Annotated in this window: 19 protein-coding genes; 16 read left to right on the top strand and 3 right to left on the bottom strand. The window is 71.0% G+C overall.

The window, feature by feature from the left end; all coding sequences use genetic code 11:
* The first annotated feature begins 106 nt into the window (after positions 1-106).
* The 12 genes from BO39_RS01895 (at position 107) to BO39_RS01840 (ending at position 14,202) form a co-directional block, all read left to right on the top strand.
* Complete coding sequence (locus tag BO39_RS01895) at positions 107-1,312, top strand: acyl-CoA dehydrogenase (RefSeq protein ID WP_169742719.1); 1,206 nt, start codon at positions 107-109, stop codon at positions 1,310-1,312.
* A 70-nt stretch (positions 1,313-1,382) separates the two neighbouring features.
* Positions 1,383-2,660 (top strand): class I SAM-dependent RNA methyltransferase, encoded by a 1,278-nt coding sequence (locus tag BO39_RS01890; RefSeq protein WP_211257347.1) that lies wholly within the window; start codon positions 1,383-1,385, stop codon positions 2,658-2,660.
* A gap of 51 nt (positions 2,661-2,711) precedes the next feature.
* Positions 2,712-3,704, top strand: coding sequence for an MBL fold metallo-hydrolase (locus BO39_RS01885; protein WP_043829366.1), 993 nt, complete (start codon positions 2,712-2,714; stop codon positions 3,702-3,704).
* A gap of 170 nt (positions 3,705-3,874) precedes the next feature.
* Entirely contained in the window at positions 3,875-4,861 is a 987-nt protein-coding gene (locus BO39_RS01880) for a TRAP transporter substrate-binding protein (protein WP_043829364.1), read from the top strand.
* Positions 4,862-4,865: 4 nt separating this feature from the next.
* Entirely contained in the window at positions 4,866-5,378 is a 513-nt protein-coding gene (locus BO39_RS01875) for a TRAP transporter small permease (RefSeq protein ID WP_052401310.1), read from the top strand.
* The gene (locus BO39_RS01870; RefSeq protein ID WP_043829361.1) at positions 5,375-6,661 is read left to right on the top strand and encodes a TRAP transporter large permease; all 1,287 of its coding nucleotides are present in this window, start codon (positions 5,375-5,377) and stop codon (positions 6,659-6,661) included. Before BO39_RS01875 ends, BO39_RS01870 begins: the two co-directional genes overlap by 4 nt.
* Positions 6,658-9,024, top strand: a complete 2,367-nt coding sequence (locus BO39_RS01865) for a xanthine dehydrogenase family protein molybdopterin-binding subunit (protein WP_043829359.1) — start codon at positions 6,658-6,660, stop codon at positions 9,022-9,024. The genes BO39_RS01870 and BO39_RS01865 overlap by 4 nt, the downstream gene beginning before the upstream one ends.
* Positions 9,021-9,848, top strand: coding sequence for an FAD binding domain-containing protein (locus BO39_RS01860; RefSeq protein ID WP_043829357.1), 828 nt, complete (start codon positions 9,021-9,023; stop codon positions 9,846-9,848). Before BO39_RS01865 ends, BO39_RS01860 begins: the two co-directional genes overlap by 4 nt.
* Before the next feature lie 3 nt (positions 9,849-9,851).
* Positions 9,852-10,340 carry a (2Fe-2S)-binding protein gene (locus BO39_RS01855; RefSeq protein WP_043829355.1) on the top strand — a complete coding sequence of 163 codons (489 nt, stop codon included), beginning with the start codon at positions 9,852-9,854 and terminating at the stop codon, positions 10,338-10,340.
* Complete coding sequence (locus tag BO39_RS01850) at positions 10,337-11,842, top strand: amidohydrolase family protein (protein WP_043829353.1); 1,506 nt, start codon at positions 10,337-10,339, stop codon at positions 11,840-11,842. Before BO39_RS01855 ends, BO39_RS01850 begins: the two co-directional genes overlap by 4 nt.
* A complete protein-coding gene (locus BO39_RS01845) occupies positions 11,839-13,278 on the top strand; it encodes an amidohydrolase family protein (protein ID WP_052401309.1) in 1,440 nt (479 codons plus the stop codon). Before BO39_RS01850 ends, BO39_RS01845 begins: the two co-directional genes overlap by 4 nt.
* Positions 13,279-13,350: 72 nt before the next feature.
* Complete coding sequence (locus tag BO39_RS01840; RefSeq protein ID WP_043829351.1) at positions 13,351-14,202, top strand: fumarylacetoacetate hydrolase family protein; 852 nt, start codon at positions 13,351-13,353, stop codon at positions 14,200-14,202.
* A gap of 137 nt (positions 14,203-14,339) precedes the next feature.
* On the opposite strand, the gene BO39_RS01835 is transcribed toward BO39_RS01840, so the two are convergent.
* A complete protein-coding gene (locus tag BO39_RS01835; RefSeq protein ID WP_052401308.1) occupies positions 14,340-15,155 on the bottom strand; it encodes an IclR family transcriptional regulator in 816 nt (271 codons plus the stop codon).
* A gap of 144 nt (positions 15,156-15,299) precedes the next feature.
* Between BO39_RS01835 and BO39_RS01830 the strand changes: the two genes are divergently transcribed.
* From BO39_RS01830 to BO39_RS01815, 4 genes are all read left to right on the top strand, one after another.
* A complete protein-coding gene (locus tag BO39_RS01830; protein ID WP_084697757.1) occupies positions 15,300-16,436 on the top strand; it encodes a beta/alpha barrel domain-containing protein in 1,137 nt (378 codons plus the stop codon).
* Between the two features lie 44 nt (positions 16,437-16,480).
* A complete protein-coding gene (locus BO39_RS01825) occupies positions 16,481-17,455 on the top strand; it encodes a Bug family tripartite tricarboxylate transporter substrate binding protein (protein ID WP_043829349.1) in 975 nt (324 codons plus the stop codon).
* A 12-nt stretch (positions 17,456-17,467) separates the two neighbouring features.
* Positions 17,468-18,367 carry a cupin domain-containing protein gene (locus tag BO39_RS01820; RefSeq protein WP_043829347.1) on the top strand — a complete coding sequence of 300 codons (900 nt, stop codon included), beginning with the start codon at positions 17,468-17,470 and terminating at the stop codon, positions 18,365-18,367.
* A gap of 78 nt (positions 18,368-18,445) precedes the next feature.
* Positions 18,446-19,390, top strand: a complete 945-nt coding sequence (locus BO39_RS01815; protein ID WP_043829345.1) for a DUF6282 family protein — start codon at positions 18,446-18,448, stop codon at positions 19,388-19,390.
* Positions 19,391-19,394: 4 nt separating this feature from the next.
* Here the strand turns inward: BO39_RS01815 and BO39_RS01810 are convergent, their stop codons facing one another.
* A complete protein-coding gene (locus BO39_RS01810) occupies positions 19,395-19,898 on the bottom strand; it encodes an aromatic-ring-hydroxylating dioxygenase subunit beta (protein WP_052401307.1) in 504 nt (167 codons plus the stop codon).
* On the bottom strand, positions 19,895-21,292 hold the full coding sequence (locus BO39_RS01805; protein WP_043829342.1) for an aromatic ring-hydroxylating oxygenase subunit alpha: 1,398 nt from the start codon (positions 21,290-21,292) through the stop codon (positions 19,895-19,897). The genes BO39_RS01810 and BO39_RS01805 overlap by 4 nt, the downstream gene beginning before the upstream one ends.
* Between the last annotated feature and the right edge of the window lie 6 nt (positions 21,293-21,298).

Raw genomic sequence — 21,298 nt, 5'->3', positions numbered from 1 at the left:
TCGGCATGGCGCGATCCACTCCTTCTGGGGCAGGATGCGCGCCAGCCAGTTCGCAAGATCTGCACGGCAAGAGAGGAACGCAGAGATGAACGTCGTCACCCAGGTCATGCCGGAGGCTCCGCAGGTCCGCGTCCCGAGCAAGATGGGCACCTTCGTGTGGGACGACGCCCTCCTGCTCGAGGAGCAGCTCACCGAGGACGAGCGGATGATCCGCGACGCCGCGCGCGAGTTCTGCCAGTCCAAGCTCATGCCCCGCATCCTCATGGGCAACCGGAACGAGCATTTCGACCGGGAGATCATGAACGAGTTCGGCGAGATGGGCTTCCTGGGCGCGACGCTCGACAGCCACGGCTGCGCCGGCGTCGGCTACGTCTCGTACGGCCTCATCTCCCGCGAGGTTGAGCGGGTGGACAGCGGCTATCGCTCCGCCTTCTCCGTGCAGTCCTCGCTCGTCATGTTCCCGATCCACGCCTTCGGCTCCGAGGCGCAGAAGGACAAGTTCCTGCCCAAGCTCCGCACCGGCGAGTGGGTGGGCTGCTTCGGCCTGACGGAGCCCGATGCCGGCTCCGACCCGAACTCGATGCGCACGCGTGCGAAGAAGGTCGATGGCGGCTACCTCGTCTCCGGTTCCAAGACCTGGATCACCAACTCCCCGATCGCGGATGTCTTCGTCGTCTGGGCGAAGGACGACGAGGGCGTGCTGCGCGGCTTCATCCTCGAGAAGGGCATGAAGGGCCTCACCGCGCCGAAGATCGAGGGCAAGATGTCCCTCCGCGCCTCGACCACCGGCATGATCATGATGGACGAGGTCTTCGTGCCGGAGGAGAACCGCCTGCCGGGCGTGAAGTCCCTCGCCGGCCCCTTCTCCTGCCTCAACCGCGCCCGCTACGGCATCGCCTGGGGCGCGCTGGGCGCCGCCGAATTCTGCTGGCACGCGGCCCGCGAGTACACGCTCGGCCGCAAGATGTTCGGCAAGCCCCTCGCCCAGACGCAGCTCATCCAGAAGAAGCTCGCGGACATGCAGACCGAGATCACCCTCGGCCTACAGGGCGTGCTGCGCCTCGGCCGCCTCTTCGACGAGCACAAGGCCGCGCCGGAGATGATCTCCATGATGAAGCGCAACAACTGCGGCAAGGCGCTCGACATTGCCCGCGTGTCCCGTGACATGCACGGCGGCAACGGGATCGTGGACGAGTACCACGTCATCCGCCACGTCATGAACCTTGAGACCGTGAACACCTACGAGGGCACGCATGACGTGCACGCCCTCATCCTCGGCCGCGCGCAGACCGGCCTCAACGCCTTCGGCTGATCCCTCAAGGGATCCGGCCGGAAGGGGCGGCTCCTCGCGGGGCCGCCCCTTCGCTTTTCGGGAACACCCCATGCGCCTGACCATCGAGGCCATCGGCGCGGCCGGCGACGGCATCGCGCATGACGAGGCGCGCCGCCCCGTCTTCATCCCCTTCACCCTGCCCGGCGAGGTGGTGGAGGCCGAGCCCGGCCCCGCCCGCGGCGAGGGCCGCGCAGCGACCCTTTCGGCCATCGAGACTCACTCTCCCGACCGCGTGGCGCCGCCCTGCGCGCATTTCGGCACCTGCGGCGCCTGCGTCGTACAGCACTGGGCCGGCGATGCCGTCGCCGTTTGGAAATCCGCCCGCGTGGCGGAGGCCATCGCGCGCGGCGGCTTTCCCGGCATCGAGGTCGCCCCAGTCGTCCCGAGCCCGCCCAACACCCGCCGCCGTGCGGACCTTGCCATCCGCCGCGGGCCGGAGGGCATCACCATCGGCTTCCACGCGCGCGGCGCGGCCGATCCCTTCGACATGCGCGAATGCCACGTCCTGCACCCACGCATCCTCGCTCTGCTCGATCCACTGCGCGCGACGATGACGCGCCTCGCCGCCCTTCATCGCGTCGGCTCGGCCATGGTGAACCTGCTCGGGACGGGCCCGGACCTATGGCTGCGCACAGATGGCCCCCTGGGCACGAAGGACCGCGCGACCCTCGCCGCCCTGGCCACGGAAGCCGGCCTGCCCCGCATTGCCTGGTCCCGCGAGAGCGGCCGCGAGGCGCCGGAAGTGGCCGCGCAGAACGGCCCCTCCCTCGCGCGCCTCTCGGGCGTGGACCTTCCTGTCGCCCCCGGGGCCTTCCTCCAGGCAACGCCGGAGGGCGAGGCCGCCATCGTCGCCGCCGTGCTCGAGGGCCTGCCGCGGCGCATGCCGGGCAAGCCGCGGATCATCGAGTTGCATGCCGGCTACGGCACCCTCTCCTTCCCCCTCTCCGCGCGCGGCCGGGTGGAGGCCTTCGAGGGCGCGCAGGAGGCCGTTACGGCCCTGAACAGCGCCGCCGGTCGTGCAGGCGCGCGGATCAAGGCCGCCCGCCGCGACCTCGCCCGCCAGCCGCTGCTCGCCCCCGAGCTGAACGGCGCTGCGGCCCTCGTGCTGGACCCGCCCTTTGCGGGCGCGGCGGAGCAGGTGGCGATCCTCGCGCGCTCCACCGTCCCGCGCGTGATCTATGTCTCCTGCAACCCCGCCGCCCTCGCGCGCGACCTCACCGCCTTCGCCCGCGCGCCGGGCTGGCGGGTGGAGCGGGCCGTCGCGATCGACCAGTTCCTCTGGTCCTCGCAGGTGGAGGCCGTCGTTACACTTTCGCGCGCCCCTTGACCGCGGCGCGCGCATCCAAAACTGTTCCCCACACCCAAGGGGAACGGACCAATGGATCGACGCACGCTGCTCGCAACGGGGCTCGCCGCGCCCGCCCTGCTCTCCACCGCCTGGGCGCAGTCAGCGGCACCGGCGCCCGCCCCGGCACCGGCTGGCCTGGCGCCCACGCAGGCGCCCGGCTTCTACCGGTTCCGAGTCGGCCAGTCGCTGGTCACCATGGTGCATGACGGCCAGGCCGTGCGCCCCGACCCGACCCAGGGCTTCGTCCGCAACGCATCCCCGGAGGAGGTTGCGGCCTCCATGCGCGCACAGGGCCTCGATCCCTCGCGGCTGGTGAACCCCTTCACCATCACCGTTCTCCGCACCCCGCGCGGCACGGTCATGTTCGACACCGGCAACGGGCCGCAGACGGCGGCGGACAGCCGCGTCGGCCAGCTCGGCGCCAACCTCGCGGCGGCCGGGATCGACACGACCACGATCGACATGATTGTTTTTACCCACTTCCACGGCGACCATATCGGTGGCCTGCTCGACGGCGCCGGCAATGCCGCCTTCCCGCGCGCCCGCATCATCGTGCCCGAGAAGGAGTGGGCCTTCTGGATGGACGAGGGCCAAGCGAGCCGCGCCCCCGAGGCCATGCGCCCTGCCTTCGCCAATGTCCGCCGCCGCTTCGCCCCCTACGAGGGCAAGGTGGAGCGCATCGCCGACGGCGCCGAGATCCTGCCGGGACTGCGCGCGATGGAGACACCGGGCCACACGCCCGGCCACACCTCTTACCATCTCTCCGACGGTAACGCGCAGGCGATGATCCTCGGTGACCTCACCACGCGCCCCGAGTTCAACCTGACGAATCCCGGCTGGCACGTGATCTTCGACATGGACCCGAACCTGGCCGAGGCCACACGCCGCCGCCTCTTTGACCGCATCTCGGCGGACCGCATCCGCTGCACCGCCTACCACTGGTCCTTCCCGGCCAATGGCACGGTGCTGAAGGAGGGGAACGGCTACCGCCTCGCTCCCGCGGAGTGGTCGAGCGTCATCTGAGTTCCGGCTTCGTCGCGCCCGGGGAACGGCCCGCGCGCGACGCCTTGCCCCCTTGGCGAGAACCGCCGATCAGGGCATCCCTCGTTCCCTGCGCGAGAATGACTTCGGCTCGCGCATGGAGGCACGATCCCTGCATGCGCGAGGCGCCGCACGGAACGAGGAAAGACCCGATGAAGCGCCGCACCGCCAGCTCCCTGTTCGCCACGGCGCTCGCCGCCCCCTTCTTGCGCCCGGCCGGCGCGCAGGATGTCCGCACGCTCCGGATCGGCAGCGCGCTCGACCCGCAGCACCCCATCCTCGTCGGTGCGCGCCGCATGGCCGAGGTGGCGGAGGCCGAGAGCGGCGGGCGGCTGAAGATCAACCTCTTCCCGTCCAGCCAGCTCGGCGCGCAGCGGGAGATGTGGCAGAACGTCCAGGCTGGCGTGCTCGACGGCATCATCGATGCCTCCGCCAGCATGGTTACCTTCGTGCCGCAGTTCGGCGTGCTCGACCTGCCCTACCTCGTCGCGGACGAGGCCGCCGCCTTCCGCCTGCTGGACGGCCCCGTGGTCGAGGAGGAGCTGGTGCGCCGCGCCGCCGCCTCCGGCCTGCGCGTCGTGAACTTCTGGGAGGTGACGTTCCGCAACATCTACACGCGCAGCAAGGCGGTCAACGCCGTGGCCGACCTGCGCGGGATGAAGATCCGCGTGATCCCCAATCCCTCCTTCATCGCCCTTTTCCGCGGCCTCGGCGCCGCGCCGACGCCGATGGCCTTCGGCGAGGTCTACACCGCCCTCCAGCAGGGCGTGCTCGACGGCGCGGAGAACGACAACGTCACCTTCCTCACCTCCCGCCACCTGGAGGTCGCGCGCAACCTCGCCATCACCAACCACATGATGCTCGTGAACACCTTCGTCATGAGCGAGCGCAACTGGACCCGCCTGCCCGAGGATCTGAAGGCCGTAATGCGCAAGGCCTCGCTTGAGGGGCGCCGCGCCGTGGCCGAGGACCGCCGCGCGAAGGATTCGGGCGCGATGGAGGCGATCCGCGCCGCCGGCGTGAACGTCACGCAGCCTGACCTCGCCCCCTTCCGCGAGGCCGGCCGCAAGACCTATGACCAGTTTGAGGAGCGCCTCGGCAAGCCGCTCGTGGACCGCATCGTCGCGACGGTCGGCTGATCGGGTGCTTATCCTGAAACGGTTCGTCGCCCGGCTGGACGGCTGGCTGGCGATGCTGGAAGCTCTCGTCCTCGGCCTGCTCGTCGCGGCGATGACGGGCGTCACCCTCGCCCAGGTCATCGCGCGCTACGCCTTCAACGAGCCGCTGATCTGGTCGGAGGAGGCTGCACGCTACCTCTTCGTCTGGGTCAGCCTCGTCGGCGCGGCGCTCGCCACGCGCGAGGGCGCGCACTACGCCCTCGACGCGCTGCTGGAGCGCCTGGACCCGGTGCCGCGCGCCATCGCGCGCGGGGTAGCGGTGGTCATCGGCGCGGGCTTTCTCCTCATCCTCCTCCGCACCGGGCTGGACGAGACCGCCCAGGCCGCGCTGCAGGATTCCGCCACCCTGCCCATCGGCATGGCCCTGCCCTATGCCGCCATCCCCGTCGGGGCTGCCCTCATGCTCTTCCACCTCCTGGCCGGCCTGCTACGCGAGCGGCCGCCCGCGGACACTCCGCTACCGGAGGGCGTCGGGTGACCGCGATCCTCTCGGCCTTCCTCGTCTTCGTTGCCATCGGCACGCCCATCGCCTTCGCCCTCGGCGCCGCCGCCGCCATCGGCCTCTGGCTGCTGGAAGGGGTGCCGATGAGCATCGTCGCCAGCCGCACCTTCGGCGCCATCGACAGCTTCACCTACCTCGCCATCCCGTTCTTCATCCTGGCGGGTGAGTTGATGGAGACGGGCGGCATCTCCCGCCGCCTCATCGCCGTCGCAACCGGCCTCGTGGGACACCTTCGCGGGGGCCTGGGCAACGTCGTGGTGGTCGCGATGATGCTCTTCTCCGGCATCTCCGGCTCCACCAACGCCGATGCCGCGGCGGTCGGGGCCGTGATGATCCCCTCGATGAAGGAGCGCGGCTACACCGCCGCCCGGGCCGGCGCCATCGTCGCGGCCGCCGCCGGCATGGGCATCCTCGTGCCGCCCTGCCTCACCATGGTCGTCTACGGCAGCGTCACCAACACCTCCATCGCAGCCCTCTTCGCCGCCGGCTTCCTGCCGGCCTTCGTCATGGCCGGCGCCCTCATGATCCAGCTCCGCATCGAGGAGCGGCGCAGCGGCATCGTGCCGGAGCCGCGCCTTCCCTGGCGCGAGCGCCTGCGCGCGGTGCGCGGCGCCGCCTGGGCGCTGCTGCTGCCCGTGATCATCTTCGGCGGCATCCTCGGCGGCCTGTTCACGCCCACCGAGGCGGCGGTGGTCGCCGTCGCCTATGCCGCCATCGCCGGCGGCTTCCTGTACCGGGAGATCACGCCCGCCTTCCTCGCCCGCGCCCTCGTGCGGAGCGGCGTCGCAACGGGTGCCGTCATGCTGATGATCGCCGGCGCCAACATACTCGCCTGGCTGATGGCGGTGGAAGGCGTGCCGCAGGCGCTCGCCGGCCTCATCGCCTCGGTCGGCGGCGGGCGCACCGTCTTCATGATCCTCAGCATCCTCGTCTTCCTCGTCCTCTTCGCGCTGCTGGACGGAATCCCGGGCATGCTCATGCTCATTCCCGTCTTCGTCCCCATCGCGCGGGAACTGGGCATCGACCTGCTGCACTACGGCACGGTGATGACGACGGTGATGGGCATCGCCCTCTTCACCCCGCCGCTGGGGGTGGGCCTCTACATCATCCTCGGCATCAGCGGTGCGACGCTGCCCGACCTCAGCCGGCATCTCTTGCCGTATCTTCTCACCATGCTGGTGGTGGCGCTGGTGATCGCCTTCGTGCCCATCCTCGTCTTCGCCATCCCCGCCGCCCTGGGCCTGCACTCCCTCACATGAACGAAACGCTCCCCGACGACGGCTGGATCGGCCGCTCCCTGCCCCGCGCGGCCACGCGCCGCCTCGTTGAGGGCCGCGGCCGCTACCTGGACGACCACGCGGCGAAGGGCGAGCTGCACGCTGCCTTCCTCCGCAGCCCCTTCCCACACGCCGCCTTCCGCATCTCCGACCGCGAGGCGGCCCGCACCCTGCCCGGCGTGCGTGCGGTCCTCACCGCCGAGGACCTCGTCCCCGCCTGCCGCTCCTGGCGCACCCAGTCTCTCGCCTTCGCTGGCCTCGTCTCGCCCGTGCAGGGCCCGCTAGCCCGGGAGCGCGCGGTCTACCAGGGTGAGCCCGTCGCCCTCGTCCTCGCCGCCTCCCGCGCCATCGCGGAGGACGCGCTGGAGCTGATCGGCATCGATTGGGACGAGTTGCCCGCCGCCACCGACCCCGTCGCCGCGCTGGAGCCGGATGCGCCCGCCGTGCATCAGGGTCTCCCCTCCAACCTCGCCTGGCGAACCGAGTTCGGCGGCGGCGACGTGGAGGCCGCCTTCGCGCGCGCCGCCCTGGTGGTGGAGGACCGGCTGGTCTTCACCCGCCATACCGGCGTACCCCTCGAATCCCGCGGCGCGCTGGCCAGCTACGACCCCGCCGCCGAGGCGCTGGAGGTCCGCCTCTCCCACCAGATCCCCCACCAGATGCAGGTGCATCTCGCGGAGCTGCTGGACCTGCCCATGGGCCGCGTGCGCGTCATTGCCGGCGATGTCGGCGGCGGCTTCGGCATCAAGATGCACGTCTATCCCGATGAGGTCGCGATCTGCGCCGCCTCGCGCCTGCTGCGCCGCCCGGTGCGCTGGGTCTCGGATCGAATCGAGGCGCTGATGGCCGATATCCACGCGCGCGAGCACGTCATGCGCGCCCGCATGGCCGTGGATGCCGAGGGCCGCATTCTCGCCTTCGACGTGGACGACATCCAGGGCCTCGGCGCCTACTCCGTCTATCCCCGTTCCTCCACCGTGGAGGCGATCAGCGCCTTGCGGACAGTGGGCGCGCCCTACCGCTTCGACGCCTATCGCGCGCGCCTTCGATCCGTGTTGCAGAACAAGGTTCCTACGGGCCAGTACCGCTCCGTGGGCCACCCGATCGGCTGCGCCACCACCGAGCGCCTGGTGGACCTCGCCGCCGCCGCGCGCGGGGAGGACCCGCTCGAGTTCCGCCGCCGCAACCTGCTCCGAGAGGCGGAGTTGCCCTGGACCAACCCGGCGGGCGGCCGCATGGCCGAGCTGTCCCACACCGCCACCCTCGCGGAGTTCGAGCGCCTGCTCGACCTGCCGAGCCTGCGCGCGGAGATCGCGGCGATGCGCGCACAGGGCCGGCTGGTCGGCCTCGGCTTTGCCGCGGTGGTCGAGTACACGGCCTCGGGCCCCGGCGCCTACGGCCCGGCCGGCATTCCCGTCTCCGCCGTGGACACGGTCGTGGTGCAGCTCGAGCCCGGCGGCGACGTGATCGCCCGCGCCTCGGTGGCCGAGATCGGACAGGGGATCCAGCAGGGGATCGTGCAGGTGGTGGCCGACGCCGTGGGCGTTTCCCCCTCCCGCATCACCATCCACACCGGCGACACCGGCAATGCCCCGCATGGAGGCGGCGCCTGGGCCTCGCGCGGCGCCGGCATCGGCGGCGAGGCCGCATGGGGCGCCGGCCGCAAGCTGCGCGCCGAAATCCTGGGCGCTGCCGCCTCGCTCCTGCAAACGACGCCCGAGGCGCTGGACCTCCGCGACGGCCAGGTGGTGGATGCGACGGGCACGCCGCGCCTGGCGCTGGCCGACCTCGCCGCCACCGTCTTCTTCCGTGGCCACGAGCTGCCGGGCGGCCTCCAGCCGCAATTCACCGCCACCCACCAGTTCCGGCGCGAGGAGGATGTGTTCCTCACCACCAACGGCCTGCAGGCGAGCCTCGTGGAGGTCGATCCGGACACCGGCCTCGTGACCCCGCTGCGCCACTGGGTGGTCGGCGATTGCGGCCGGCGCCTCAACCCTTTGCTGGTCGACGAGCAGGTGCGCGGCGGCGTGGTGCAGGGCATCGGAGAGGCGCTGCTGGAGGCCTGCCGCTACGATCCCGGCAACGGCCAGCTCCTGACCGGCACGCTCGCCGACTACCTTCTGCCTATGGCCGACAACGCGCCCGACATCACCGTCGGCCACGTCGAGACGCCCTATTCCGGTTCCGCCCTCGGCGCCAAGGGCGCGGGCGAGGCCGGCACCTGCGGCGCCCCCGCCGCCGTGCTCTGCGCGGTGAACGACGCCCTGGCTGCGCGCGGGGCGGCGGTAACGGAGATGCCCATCACGCCCGCCGTCGTCCTCCGCGCCCTCGGAACCCTGCCGTGAAGCCCGCTCGCTTCGACTACGCCCGCCCCGAGACGCTGGACGCGGCCCTCGCCGCGCTCGCCGAGCACGGGCCGGAGGCGGCGGTGCTCGCCGGCGGGCAAAGTCTCATGCCCATGCTCAACCTCCGCATGGCGCGGCCTGGCCTGCTGCTCGACATCAACCGCATCCCCGGCCTCGATGGTATCTCGCTCGAAGCAGGGTTGCTGGTGATCGGCGCGCGCGCCCGCCACGCCGACGTTCTGGCCTCCCCGCTCGTGCGGCAGGCGGCGCCGATGCTCACTGAAGCGCTGCACCACGTCGCCCACCCCGCCATCCGCAACCGCGGCACGATCGGCGGCAGCATCTCTCTGGCCGATCCGGCAGCCGAGATGCCGGCCTGCATGGTCGCCCTCGGCGCCACCCTCGTCGCCGCCTCCGCACGCGGCGAGCGCCGGATCGCGGCGGAAGCCTTCTTCCGCGGCGTCTACGCGACGGCACTTGAGCCCGACGAACTCCTCCTCCGCGCGGAAATCCCCGCCATCGCTTCCGGCTGGACACATGGCTTCAGCGAGGTCTCGCGTCGCCACGGCGACTATGCCATGGCCGGCCTCGCCCTCGCCCTGCGCCGGGAGGGCGCCCGCGTCACAAAGGCCCGCATCGCCCTCTGCGGCATCGAGCCCGCCCCACGCCGCCAGCACGCCGCCGAAGCCGCGCTCGTCGAGAGCGGCGCTGAGGCCGCTTGCGTCGCCCTTTCCGCCCCCGACGCCATGGAGGGCGCCGAGGTCACCGCCGCCCATCGCCTTCACCTCGCCCGCGTGCTGCTGCGCCGGGCCCTCGCGAACTGACCCATGGACCACCCGGACGAACCCACCGCCGAGATCGCCCTCACCCTGAACGGCGAGCCGATCCGCGCCCGCGTGCCGCTGCGCCAGAACCTCGTGGACTGGCTGCGCCATGGGCAGGGCCTCACCGGCAGCCATGTTGGCTGCGAGCATGGAGTCTGCGGCGCCTGCCACGTGCAGGTGGACGGGCGCGTGGTGCGCGGTTGCCTCATGCTCGCCGTGCAGGCGGACGGTGCCCGCGTCGAGACGATCGAGGGCGCCACCGAGACCGGCCGCATCCGCGCCCTGCAGGACGCCTTCTTCAACCGCGCCGCCCTGCAATGCGGCTTCTGCACGCCGGGGATGCTCCTCCAAGCCGCCGAGCTGCTGGCCACGAACCCCGCCCCCACACGCACCGAGATCCGCGAGGCGCTGTCGGGCAACTACTGCCGCTGCACCGGCTACCACGCCATCGTGGACGCCGTGGAAGCCGCCGCCGCGGTGCTGCGCGCATGAACCGCCTCCTCATCGCCGGCGCGCGGCTGCTCGACCCCGAGAGCGACGACCTCCACCGCCCGCCTACCGCCGACCTCCTCATCGAGGATGGGCGCATTGCCGCCCTCGGCGCCGAAGCCACCGCGCGCGGCGCCGGTGCGCCTCGGCTGGAGGCGGCCGGGCTCCTCCTCACACCCGGCCTCGTCAACGCGCATTCCCACTCGCACGACACGCTCCTGCGCGGCCTCTTCGAGGGGTTGCCGCTGGATGCCTGGGGCGCCCTCTCCTTCCCCTCCGCCTGGTCGCGCCGTCCGGACGCCGAGGTCCATCTCCGCACCCGCCTTCACGCGGCCGAATGCCTCATGCACGGCATCACCACCGTGCAGGACATGGTGACCCTCCAGGGCGCCGACCGCGCGCAGGCGGAGGCAGTGATCGAGGGCCACCGCGCCATCGGCCTGCGCGCCCTGCTCGGCTGGCAGCTCGCCGATCGCGGCATGGCGGAAACCCTGCCTTTCGCCGCCGAGGTCCTGCCGCCCGACATCCTCGCCTCCCTTCCACGTGCGAGCGACCCCGCGCCGGGCATGCGCCTTGTCGAATCTCTGCTCGACGCCGTGAGCGGCCGCCTGCTCGGCAGCGTCCTCGCCCCCTCCGCGCCGCAGCGCTGCTCACCCACGCTACTCCGATGGGCCGCCGGCCTCTCGCGCGAGCGCGGCTTGCCCGTCTGCACCCATCTCTACGAGACCCGCGCCCAGGCCGTGCTCGCCCGCACCGCCTATGGCGAGGACGGCGGCTCCCTCCTCAACCACCTCGCCCGCCACGGCCTGCTGAACGAGCGGCTGGTCATCGCCCACGGCGTCTGGATTACGCCGGAGGAGATCGGACGGCTGGCCGAGGCCGGCGGCCACCTCGCGCACAACCCCGTCGCCAACCTCCGGCTGCTGAACGGGGCGGCCCCGCTGCGTCAGTATGCGAGTGCCGGCGCCGGCATCGCGCTCGGCTGCGACAACAGCAGCGCGGGCGACGCGCAGAGCCTTCTCTCCGCCATGCGCTTTGCCGCGCTGTACCTCTCCCTCCAATCCGCCGCGCCGGAGGAGGCGGCGGCCTCGGCCTTCCGCGCCGCGACGCTCGGCGGCGCCCGCGCGCTCGGCCTCGGTGGCACCGTCGGCGGGTTGCGGCCCGGCCACCGCGCCGACCTCGCCCTCTTCGATCTTTCGGACCCCGCCTGGGTGCCGCTCAACAGCGCGGTCCGCCAGCTCGTCCACGCCGAGCCCGCGCGCTCGCTCCGCCACGTGCTGGTGGAGGGCGAACTTCTCCTGCGCAACGGCCGTCCCACCCGCTTCGACCCCGCCGCCCTCGCTGCCGAGGCGGAGGGCGCCCACGTCGCCATGGCCGCCGAGTACACCGCCCTCCGCACCCGCCGGGCGCCGTTGGTCAAGGCGCTGCTCGCCCTCGACGCCCGCGCGCGCCGGCACCCGCTGGAGATCGATGGCCTCCTCCTCGACCACGGGGCCCGGCATTGATCCTCGAGGGCCGCCCGCTGCGCTTCGGAGAGGGCTGCGCGGCCTGCGCCCCCTTGCGCCTGACCTTGCGTGCTGACCGTGTCGCCATGGCCGAGCCCGCCGGGCCAGAGGCCGCGGCCAACATCCTCATGCCGCCCTTCGCAAACGCGCACGACCACGCGCGCGGCATCCGCCCAACGGCACTCGCGGCCTTCGACCTGCCGCTGGAGATCTGGCTCGCCACCATGACGGGCGCGCCGGTCTGCGACCCCTGGCTGGTGGTCGCCGCCGCCCTCGGGCGTCAGGCCCTCGGCGGCTGCGGCGCCATCATGGTGCACTACACCCGCCCCCAGAATCCGGCACGGCTGGAGGAGGAGCTGCGGGACGTGGTGCGCGCCGCTCGCGCCGTCGGCGTGCGCGTGGCGATCGCGGTTTCCATGCGCGACCGCAACGCGCTCGGCTACGCGCCGGACGAGGTAATTCTCGCCCGCCTGCCGCCCGAAACCCGGGCGCTGGTGGAGACGCGCCTCCTCACCCCGCCGCGCCCGCCGGCCGAGCAACTGCGCCTCGCCGACGCCCTCGCCGAGAGCTGCAACGACCCGCTAGTCACGGTGCAATACGGCCCCTACGGCCTCGAATGGTGCTCGGACGCGCTTCTCTCGGCCATCGCCGAGCGCTCCGCCACCACAGGCCGGCGCATCCACATGCACCTGCTCGAATCGCGCATCCAACGGGAGTACCTCGACGCGGAGCACCCGGAGGGGCCGGTCCACCACCTGGACCGCCTCGGCCTCCTCTCACCGCGCCTCTCCCTCGCCCACTGCACCCTGCTGCGGCCGGACGAGATGGAGCTGCTGGCCGAGCGAGGCGTGACGGTTTCCGTCAACACGAGCTCCAACCTGCACCTGCGCAACGGCATCCCGCCTATGGCCGAGATGCACCGCCGCGGCGTCCCGCTCGCGACCGGGCTCGACGGCTTCACCGTGGACGACGACGATGACGCCTTTCGGGAGCTGCGCCTGAACGCCCTTCTCCACCGCGGCACCTCGCAGGACGAAGGCCTGCCGCTGGACGCCCTGTTCAGCGCCGCCTGCGCCGGAGGCCGGCAGGCGGTCACCGGTCAGCCGCCCGCGGAACCGATGGCGGAGGGCGCGCCCGCCGACATCATGCTGCTGGACCGCGCCGCCCTCGCGGCCGACCTCGTGCTCGAAAGCCCGGACGCCGCCCTCGTCGCCCAGCGCGCCACCCGTGGCGCCCTGCGCCGGATGGTGGTGGCGGGGCGGGAGGTGGTGCGGGACGGCGCCCTCACCGGCCTCGATCTTCCGGCCCTCCAGGCGGAACTGGATGCCCAGGCACGGCACGGCGCCGAGGGCGCGCGCAACTGGCGGGAGGCCACCGCACCCCTGCGGAAGGCGCTGCGGGACTTCTACGCGGCCGGCCTGCACCGCTGCGGCTGAGGCGGGCGCCCCATCGACGGCGGGCGGCGCTTTCCTCTACCAAGCCTTGCCGCCCTTACCGGAGCCCTTCCGATGCGCCTCTGCTTTTTCGACGACAACCGGCTTGGCCTCGTCCAGGGGGAGCTGGTGCACGACGTCTCCGCCGTGCTCGACGCGCTGCCCGCCGGCCGTTACCCGCTGCCGCGCCACGACCTGCTGGTCGCCGCCCTGCCGGAACTGCGCGCACCCATCCTGGCGCTGGCGGGCCAGGCTCCGGGCGTGCCGGTCGCCTCGGTTCGGCTGCGCCCGCCCGTGGCCAATCCCGGCAAGATCGTTGCGGCGCCGGTCAACTACCGCAAGCACCTCGAGGAGGCCGAAGCGGACCCCGCAACCTTCCACGCCGCCCATGTCCGGAAGATCGAGGAGACGGGCCTCTTCCTGAAGGCGACCTCCTCCCTCGCGGGCGCCTCGGACACGCTCCACCTCGTCCAGCCCGAGCGCCGTACGGACCACGAGGTGGAGCTTGCCGCCATCATTGGTACCCGCTGCAAGAACGCGACGCGCGAGACCGCGATGAGCCACGTCGTCGCCTACGCCATCGGCCTCGACATCACCATCCGCGGCCCGGAGGAGCGGAGCATGCGCAAGTCGCCCGACGGCTACACCGTCCTCGGCCCCTGGATGGTGACGGCCGACGAGATCGCCGACCCCGCCGCCCTCGACCTTTCCCTCAGCGTGAACGGTGAGCCGCGGCAGCGCGCCAACACGCGCGACCTCCTCCTCGACATCCCCGAACTGATCGTCTTCGCCTCTCGCTTCTACACGCTGGAGCCGGGCGACCTCATCCTCACCGGCACGCCGGAGGGCGTGGGGCCGATCCGCCCGGGCGACGTGATGCAGGCGGCCATCAGCGGGATCGGCGCCATGACCGTCCGGGTGGGCTGAGGAGCGACCGGTAGGCGCATATCCATCGCGATCTCGAAACCGCCACTGGGCGAGAACCGGTCTTCGGGGTGACGCGGGACCTGCTCCAGCGCGCCGAGCTATGCTGCCTCCTTAGCCACTGACGCGCCACGACGCGGTCAGCGCCGGCGCTCCGCGGGCGCCGCCACGCGCGTTCCGAGCCCCTGCCCCAGCAGCCGCGAGGCCCTCTCCGCCACGAGGCGGATGGCGCTGATCAGCGGCGGGCCCGGCACCGTCGTGATGTGCTGGATCGACCCCACCAGGGCAATCGAGGCCACGAGCCTGTCCTCGTGGTCGTAGATCGGCACCGCCAGCGCGTTGCAGCCCAGCAGCGTCTCCTCCGGCGCCGTCGCGTAGCCCTGCTCCCGGATGCGGGCGAGCTCCGCCGCCAGGCTGCCCGGGTCCGTGATCGTGCGGTCCGTGAGCGGGGCGAGCGGCCCCCGCAGCACGCGATCCGACGCGGCCTTGGATCCGAACGCGAGAAGCACCTTTCCCTGCGCGGAGGCGTGCAGCGCGAGTTCGCTGCCCGGGCGCACCCCGATCTCGATCGGATGGGTTCCGGGGAGGGTAGAAACGACGAGCGCGCCCTGCGGTGTAGGCGTGCTCAGGACCACCGCCGATCCTACGGCATCCCGCAACTCCCGCATCGGCCCATCCAGCGTCTGCGCCAGGTCCCAGGACCGGGGCGCCAGGTAACCGAGCAGGAAAGCGCGCGGCCCAAGCCGGTAGCGGTTCGTGTCAGCGTCCTGGATCACGTAGACGCGGTCCGCGAGCGTCTGGAGATGGCGGAAGATCGCGCTCTTCGTCGCATTCAGCGATTGCGCGATTTGCGTGACGCCGATCGGCTCCCCCGCCCAGGCGACAGTCTCGAGCACGGAAAGCACCGTATCAGCGGCCCGTACGCCGGGCGGATCAAGATTTCGCGGTGCTGGCATGACGATCCTGCTGTTCGCGAGAGGAGAACACCATATGGATGATGTGGTTGGGCCTGTCGAGTCCTTCATAATCTGCTTGACCCCCCGAGGCCGGACACCTACCAGTTCTGGAACAGCGTTCCTTGGTCGCGAACCGAAAACTCAATGGGAGAGAAACATGTCGCGCAGTTCGCAGCGATCGGCGGTCGCGCTCCCCAGCCGGCGGGCGGGGCCACGCCGCCGGTGACCTCGCGCCTGCAGGCCAGTCTCGGCCGGACCCGCATCAAGAACCCGGTGATCGCCGCCGCGGCCGAGCACCTGATCGAGGCCGAGGGGATCCGCGCCGCTATCGAGGCCGGCGCCGGCGCCGTCGTCGTGAAGTCCACGAACGAGACGATGGCCGGCAAGGACCAGCTCGGAAGGGCCGAATACGTGGCGCTGGACGCGGGCTGGAACCCGGTCCCCTGGGATGCCAGCGCCCCGCCCGAAGTGACGCTGGCCAGCCGTTCCGGCATGTCGCCGATGGGCTTCGATGAATGGCTTGCCCAGAACGTCGCGATGGACCGGCTCGCCCGTGACCACGACTGCCTCCTCGTGGCGAGCCTCGTCATGGCGGATCTCTCAGCATCCTTGGACCTGGCGCGCCAGATCGAGAGTGCGGGGCTGCGCGCGCTCGAGTTCAACATCGGCACGCCCTATGCCAGCCAGGCCGCGAAAGGCGTGGTTACGACGGAGCTGCAGCCGAGCCGCGTGGGAGAGTTGGTCGCGGCCATGCGCGGGGCCGTCTCGCTGCCCCTCTGGGTGAAGCTCACCGGCCAGTCCGAACGCGTTCCCGAACTGGCCGAGGCCGCTTTCGAGGCCGGGGCCGACGCCGTGGTGATGGCGGGGCGGCTGCTCGGCATGGTGCCCGACCTCGACAGCATGACGCCGATGCTCGGCACCAGCCTCGGTATCGGCGGCTATTGGAACCTGCCGCTCACCTGCCACTGGCTCGCGCTCACCCGCGCCAGGCTGGGACCCGAGGCCGCGCTGATCGGCATCAACGGCGCGAGGGACGGGCGCGACGTGGCGCGCATGATGCTCGCCGGGGCGAGCGCCGTCGGTATCGCCTCACCGGTCATGCTGCGCGGCTCGGGGGTGCTGCGCGACGCCGCGGCATCGCTCGACGCCTATCTCGCTGCCAAGGGACTGACCGCGGAGACACTCGTGGGCCGCGCCGCCGACACGCGCAAGACCTTCGCGCAGATGCCGCCGCTCGACGAGAACTGGCGCCGCTACGTGCCGGCGGAACAGCAGGGCTGAACGGCCCAAAACAGGCCAGAAAACGTCATGAGGGAGGAATAACGATGACCATCGCCCGCCGCGTCCTGCTCGGCGCTGCTCTCGCCGGCACCGCACTTGCCCGGCCCGCCTTGGCACAGCGCGCCTGGCCCAACCGCCCGATCCGCCTCGTACTCGGCTTCGCACCGGGCGGCGTGGGTGACCTCACGGCACGCATGATCGCGCCGAAGATCTCGGAAGGGCTAGGCCAGCCGATCATCATCGATAACCGGCCCGGTGCCGCGGGGATCGTCGCGGCCGAGCCCGTGGCCCGCGCCACGCCCGACGGCTACACGATGCTGCTCCTCACCACCACGAACAGCACCGCGGACGCGACCTATCGCAGCCTGCCCTACGACACGAAGCGTGACTTCGCCCCCGTCGCCCGCGTCGCCACCTTCGACCACGTGCTGCTGACGGCGGCCAACAGCCCCTACCGAACGCTGAAGGACGTGATCGAGGCCGCCCGCGCGAAGCCGGGCAGCATCAATCTCGGCTCCATCGCGGTCGGCAACGCGCAGCACCTTGGCGCGGAGCTGCTTCGCAGCATGGCGGGTGCGGACATGACCGTCGTGCCCTACCGCTCCACACCGGATCTCATCAACGCCACCACCACCGGCGACGTCCACATTGCCAGCGAGATCCTCGCCCCTGTCCTCGGCCAGATCCAGGGCGGGCGTCTCCGCGCGCTCGCCATGGCCTCCGCCGAGCGCTACCCGCTGCTGCCCGACGTTCCCACGGCCACGGAGCGCGACCTTCCAGGCTACGTCGTCGGCTCCTGGAACGGCGTCGCCGGCCCCGCCGGAATGCCGCGCGCCGTGGTGGAGCGAATGAACAGCGAGATCGGCCGCGTCCTCGCCCTGCCCGAGATCCGCGAGAAGCTGCTCGAACTCGGCGTCACCCCCGCCTTCACCTCCCCCGAGGATTTTGGAACCTTCATTCGCACGGAAGGCGAGCGTTGGTCCCGTATCGTCGAGGAAGCGAACATCCCCAAGCAGTAGCGGACACTGATCATGTACGACCAGACCGACCCGCGCGCCGCTCTCGCCGCGCCCCCCTCCGGCGCCGCGCCCGTGCCGACCGCCTTCAGCCCCGCGCATTACGAGCGCTTCTACGAAACCCCGCCGGTGGAGCAGGACGCGGCCGCGCGGCACTGGTACGCGCGGGCGCAGAACTTCCTTGTCGCCTATACGGAAGCCGAGGCGGGGGCTCTGCTCTCGCGCGACGCCCAGCCCGACGAGTACGCCGTGCTGCTGCCCGATGCCGGCACCGAAATCGCGGTCGAGGTATCCGGCACCCGTCATATCCTCTCCGGCAACGGCCTCGCCTTCATCCCGCCCGGAAACAGCCGCATCGAGGTGCTGCGACCTGGCCGCGTGGTGCGCATCCTCACGACGCGGGCGGAAGACCTCGTCGCGAAATGCTCTAACGCCGCCTCCTATGCTGCGCGCGACCCGAACATCCCGCCGCTGCGCCCCTGGCCGGAGCCGCCGGGCGGGCTGCTCTTCCGCGCCTACAGCCTGGACGTGCCGCCGGATCCGAAGCGTTTTGGCCGCATCTGGCGCTGCACGACGCTGATGGTGAACGTGCTCGACCCCGCCGACGGCCCGCGCGACCCGCGCAAGATGTCCCCGCACCACCACGATGACTTCGAGCAGGGCTCCCTCGTGCTCGATGGCGCCTACACGCACCACCTCCGCTGGCCCTGGACCACCGACATGACGATCTGGCGGCCCGACGAGCACGAATACTGCCGCGGCCCCTCCCTCACCGTCATCCCGCCGCCCTCAATCCACACGTCGGAGGCCAAGGAGGCCGGGCAGATGGTCGACCTTTTCTGTCCCCCGCGGGAGGACTTCTCGAACAAGCCGGGCTGGGTGCTCAACGCGGCCGACTACCCGATGCCGTCGTAAGGCCGCCTTCCACGACCTCCGGCCCGCCCCAGGCACCCGCCTCCGGCCCCCACCGGGCGCCAAGCCCATGAGGACAGCATGACCGAAGCAGCGATCAACGACCCGGTGGAGCAGCGCGTGGACGCCCTGCTCCAAGGTGCGATCGACCCGCATGTCCATAGCGGACCCTCCATCGCGGAGCGCGGCATCGACCACCTGCAACTCGCCATCGAGGCATCCAAGGCGGGCTTCGCGGCAGTCGTCACCAAGGATCACGACTACAGCGGCGTGATGACGGCGGCCCTCATCGCCAGGCACCATCCCGAGCTGAGGACCAAGGTCTACTCGAGCATCGTGCTCAACAACGTCGTCGGCGGCTTCAATCCCTACGCCGTCGAGCACATGGCGGCCATGGGCGGCAAGGTCGTCTGGATGCCGACCCTCGCGGCCGAGAACCATTTGCGTTGGGAGAAGACCGCGGGCTGGGTCCACCCGGCCTCCACCCAGAAGATCCGGCCGGCGGCGGGAATCCCGGTTCTCGACGGCAACAAGGCTGTGCGGGACGAGGTGAAGGAGGTTCTCGACATCGTCGCGCGGAACGACATCGCTCTCGCCAGCGGCCACCTGCACATCAGCGAGACATGGCTCGTCTTCGAGGAAGCACGCCGGCGCGGCGTGAAGCGGCTCGTCCTGACGCATCCGGAGGATATCGTCGATGCCTCGATGAACGACGTGAGCGGCATCGCCGCCATGGGTGCCTTCGTCGAGCACTCCCTCTGCATGTTCCTCGAAGGATCCAAGTTCAAGACCTGCGAGGAGGAGGATCTGCGCAAGCATATCGATGCGGCCGGCGTGGGCCAGACCATCCTCTGCTCCGACCTCGGGCAGACCGGCGTGTTCAGCCCGATCGAGGGCTTCCGCCGGGGCATCAAGCTCTGCATGAAGCTTGGCTACTCCGACGAGGAGATCCGCAAGATGGTCTCGCTGAACGCCGCCCGCGCCCTCGGCATCGAGGCGGACCTCCCGGCGCCATCCCCGACCTGAGGCGTCACACGCTGTAGAAGTCCAGTGCTGTCGGGATCACGTCGTTGGTCAGCAGCACCTTCTTGCGCGCGATCCGCCATGTCCCGTCACCCCCCCGGCGCAGCCCATGCTCGTAGCGCCCGAAGAGCATGTGCTGCCGCGACACGCGGGGGTCGAAGTCGTGCACGATCCAGCTCGATGTCACCTCGATCGTGTCCGGCGCAGCCTGAACGGGCAGGATGTTGGTGATCATATGCACGGTTCGCGGCAACGGCAGCGCTGTCACCGACTTCCGCGTCCGGATCCGCATGATCCGCTCCTCGAGGCCGAAACGGGAGTCGTGGTAGATGAGCGAGACCTCGCGGTCCGGATCGCTCGTCGTGCGGTGCTCGTCGAGCCAGGCGGGGATCCAGAACACCGCGTCCTCGGCATAGAGGGCGAGCCAGGCATCCCATTCCTGCCGGTCGAGATGCAGTCCCTCGCGGTACAGAAGGTCGGCGCAGATCACCGCGGCGGCAGGATCCATCATCGCGCCGCCGTCCCTTCACCGCCCGAGACCAGCCGCCGCCATTCGCGATAGGCAGCGTGGAAGCAGGTCTCGTCACCGAAGCCGAGCGTGCCCACCGCCTCCGCCGAGGGTGTGATCCCGATCTCCGAGGCGAGCGAGCTGGCGCCGCTGCCGCTGCCGCTGCCGCTGCCGCTGCCGCTGCCGCTGCCGCTGCCGCTGCCGCTGCCGCCCCCCAGGCCACGTGCGTAGCCCTGCGTCCACCCATCCGTATCGGCCGCGTAGCCGGACTGGCAGTACTCGTACATCACGTTGTCGTCGGAGGTCGCGAGGCCCGTCGGGTTGAAGAAATCCTCGTACTGCCGGATGCGCAGCCGCCGCGCCTCGGCGTTCTCGCCGATCGGTGCGAGGCAGTGAGAGGTCATCTCCGTCCGGTCCGCCGCCAACGGACGCCAGGTGCGTAGCTGCAGCGAGACGATGTCGATGATCTGCAGGTTGGGGAAGATCGTCAGGTTGCGCTGGCGCAGCATCCACTTGGCGCGCGCCTGGCCCACGCGCCCGCGGACCTCCTCCAGCCGCTCCGTGTCCACCGCCAGCGGGCGGAGGCCCCTCGGCGGATTGCGGATGGACCACATGACGGAATGGCCGTGGGCGAAGCTGAAGCTGCCCTGCGCCTCCGGGTCCGTCTCCGGCGGCGGCTTGATGCTGGGAGGGTTCCGCTTCGCCCGCTGCTGCAGCACATCCACGTAGGAGCTGTGCGTGGAGGTGAAGTGGTAGAAGTCCAGCCCGTTCTCCAGCTGCAGCTTCCAGTTGGCATCGTAGGTGTAGGTCACCGGCCCCGGCACGAACTCCCAGCCCGTGGAGCTCTGGTCGAGCACGAGATCCAGCATGCCGCGCGCTTCGCCAAGATACTCCTCCAGCGGCGGCACGTCTTCCGAAAGGCTGGCGAAGAGCAGCCCGCGGTAGTTGCCGAAGCGGGGAACGCGGATGAGGTCGTGGCTCTCGCGGTCGAAGGATTCCGGGTACTGCCCGTCCTCCCGGTCCGTCACGAGGGTGTTCCGCCCGGCGCTGTCGTAGGCCCAACCGTGATAACGACAGACATGATACTTCTGCCGCCCCTTGCGTAGGGGGCAGACCACCGCGCCGCGGTGGCGGCAGCTGTTGAGGAAGAGGTGAAGCTGCCCCTCGGAATCCCTGGTCAGCAGCACCGGCTGGCGACCGATATAGGTCGTGAGGAAGTCGTTCGGCCGCGCGACCTGGGTTTCCAGCGCCACGAAGACCCACGTTCCCTCGAAAATGCGCGCCATCTCCAGCTCAAACACATGCGGGTCGCGGAACACGTCGCGATGCACGCGGAACACGCCCTCCGCGGGGCGATCCTCGACGAGGTCGGCAGCACCTCGCGGTTGATTGGTCATGATCGA

The organism is Roseomonas aerilata DSM 19363 (assembly GCF_000711725.1).
GTDB classification, from domain to species: Bacteria; Pseudomonadota; Alphaproteobacteria; order Acetobacterales; family Acetobacteraceae; genus Roseomonas; species Roseomonas aerilata.
This window is presented reverse-complemented; position numbering and strand designations above follow the sequence as displayed.

What these genes read in the sequence shown, in the direction of transcription:
- BO39_RS01895 (WP_169742719.1), top strand. Translation starts at nt 107, where the DNA reads ATGCCGGAGGCTCCGCAGGTCCGCGTCCCGAGCAAGATGGGCACCTTC.
- BO39_RS01890 (WP_211257347.1), top strand. Translation starts at nt 1,383, where the DNA reads ATGCGCCTGACCATCGAGGCCATCGGCGCGGCCGGCGACGGCATCGCG.
- BO39_RS01885 (WP_043829366.1), top strand. Translation starts at nt 2,712, where the DNA reads ATGGATCGACGCACGCTGCTCGCAACGGGGCTCGCCGCGCCCGCCCTG.
- BO39_RS01880 (WP_043829364.1), top strand. Translation starts at nt 3,875, where the DNA reads ATGAAGCGCCGCACCGCCAGCTCCCTGTTCGCCACGGCGCTCGCCGCC.
- BO39_RS01865 (WP_043829359.1), top strand. Translation starts at nt 6,658, where the DNA reads ATGAACGAAACGCTCCCCGACGACGGCTGGATCGGCCGCTCCCTGCCC.
- BO39_RS01855 (WP_043829355.1), top strand. Translation starts at nt 9,852, where the DNA reads ATGGACCACCCGGACGAACCCACCGCCGAGATCGCCCTCACCCTGAAC.
- BO39_RS01850 (WP_043829353.1), top strand. Translation starts at nt 10,337, where the DNA reads ATGAACCGCCTCCTCATCGCCGGCGCGCGGCTGCTCGACCCCGAGAGC.
- BO39_RS01840 (WP_043829351.1), top strand. Translation starts at nt 13,351, where the DNA reads ATGCGCCTCTGCTTTTTCGACGACAACCGGCTTGGCCTCGTCCAGGGG.
- BO39_RS01835 (WP_052401308.1), bottom strand. Translation starts at nt 15,155, where the DNA reads ATGCCAGCACCGCGAAATCTTGATCCGCCCGGCGTACGGGCCGCTGAT.
- BO39_RS01830 (WP_084697757.1), top strand. Translation starts at nt 15,300, where the DNA reads ATGGGAGAGAAACATGTCGCGCAGTTCGCAGCGATCGGCGGTCGCGCT.
- BO39_RS01825 (WP_043829349.1), top strand. Translation starts at nt 16,481, where the DNA reads ATGACCATCGCCCGCCGCGTCCTGCTCGGCGCTGCTCTCGCCGGCACC.
- BO39_RS01820 (WP_043829347.1), top strand. Translation starts at nt 17,468, where the DNA reads ATGTACGACCAGACCGACCCGCGCGCCGCTCTCGCCGCGCCCCCCTCC.
- BO39_RS01815 (WP_043829345.1), top strand. Translation starts at nt 18,446, where the DNA reads ATGACCGAAGCAGCGATCAACGACCCGGTGGAGCAGCGCGTGGACGCC.
- BO39_RS01810 (WP_052401307.1), bottom strand. Translation starts at nt 19,898, where the DNA reads ATGATGGATCCTGCCGCCGCGGTGATCTGCGCCGACCTTCTGTACCGC.
- BO39_RS01805 (WP_043829342.1), bottom strand. Translation starts at nt 21,292, where the DNA reads ATGACCAATCAACCGCGAGGTGCTGCCGACCTCGTCGAGGATCGCCCC.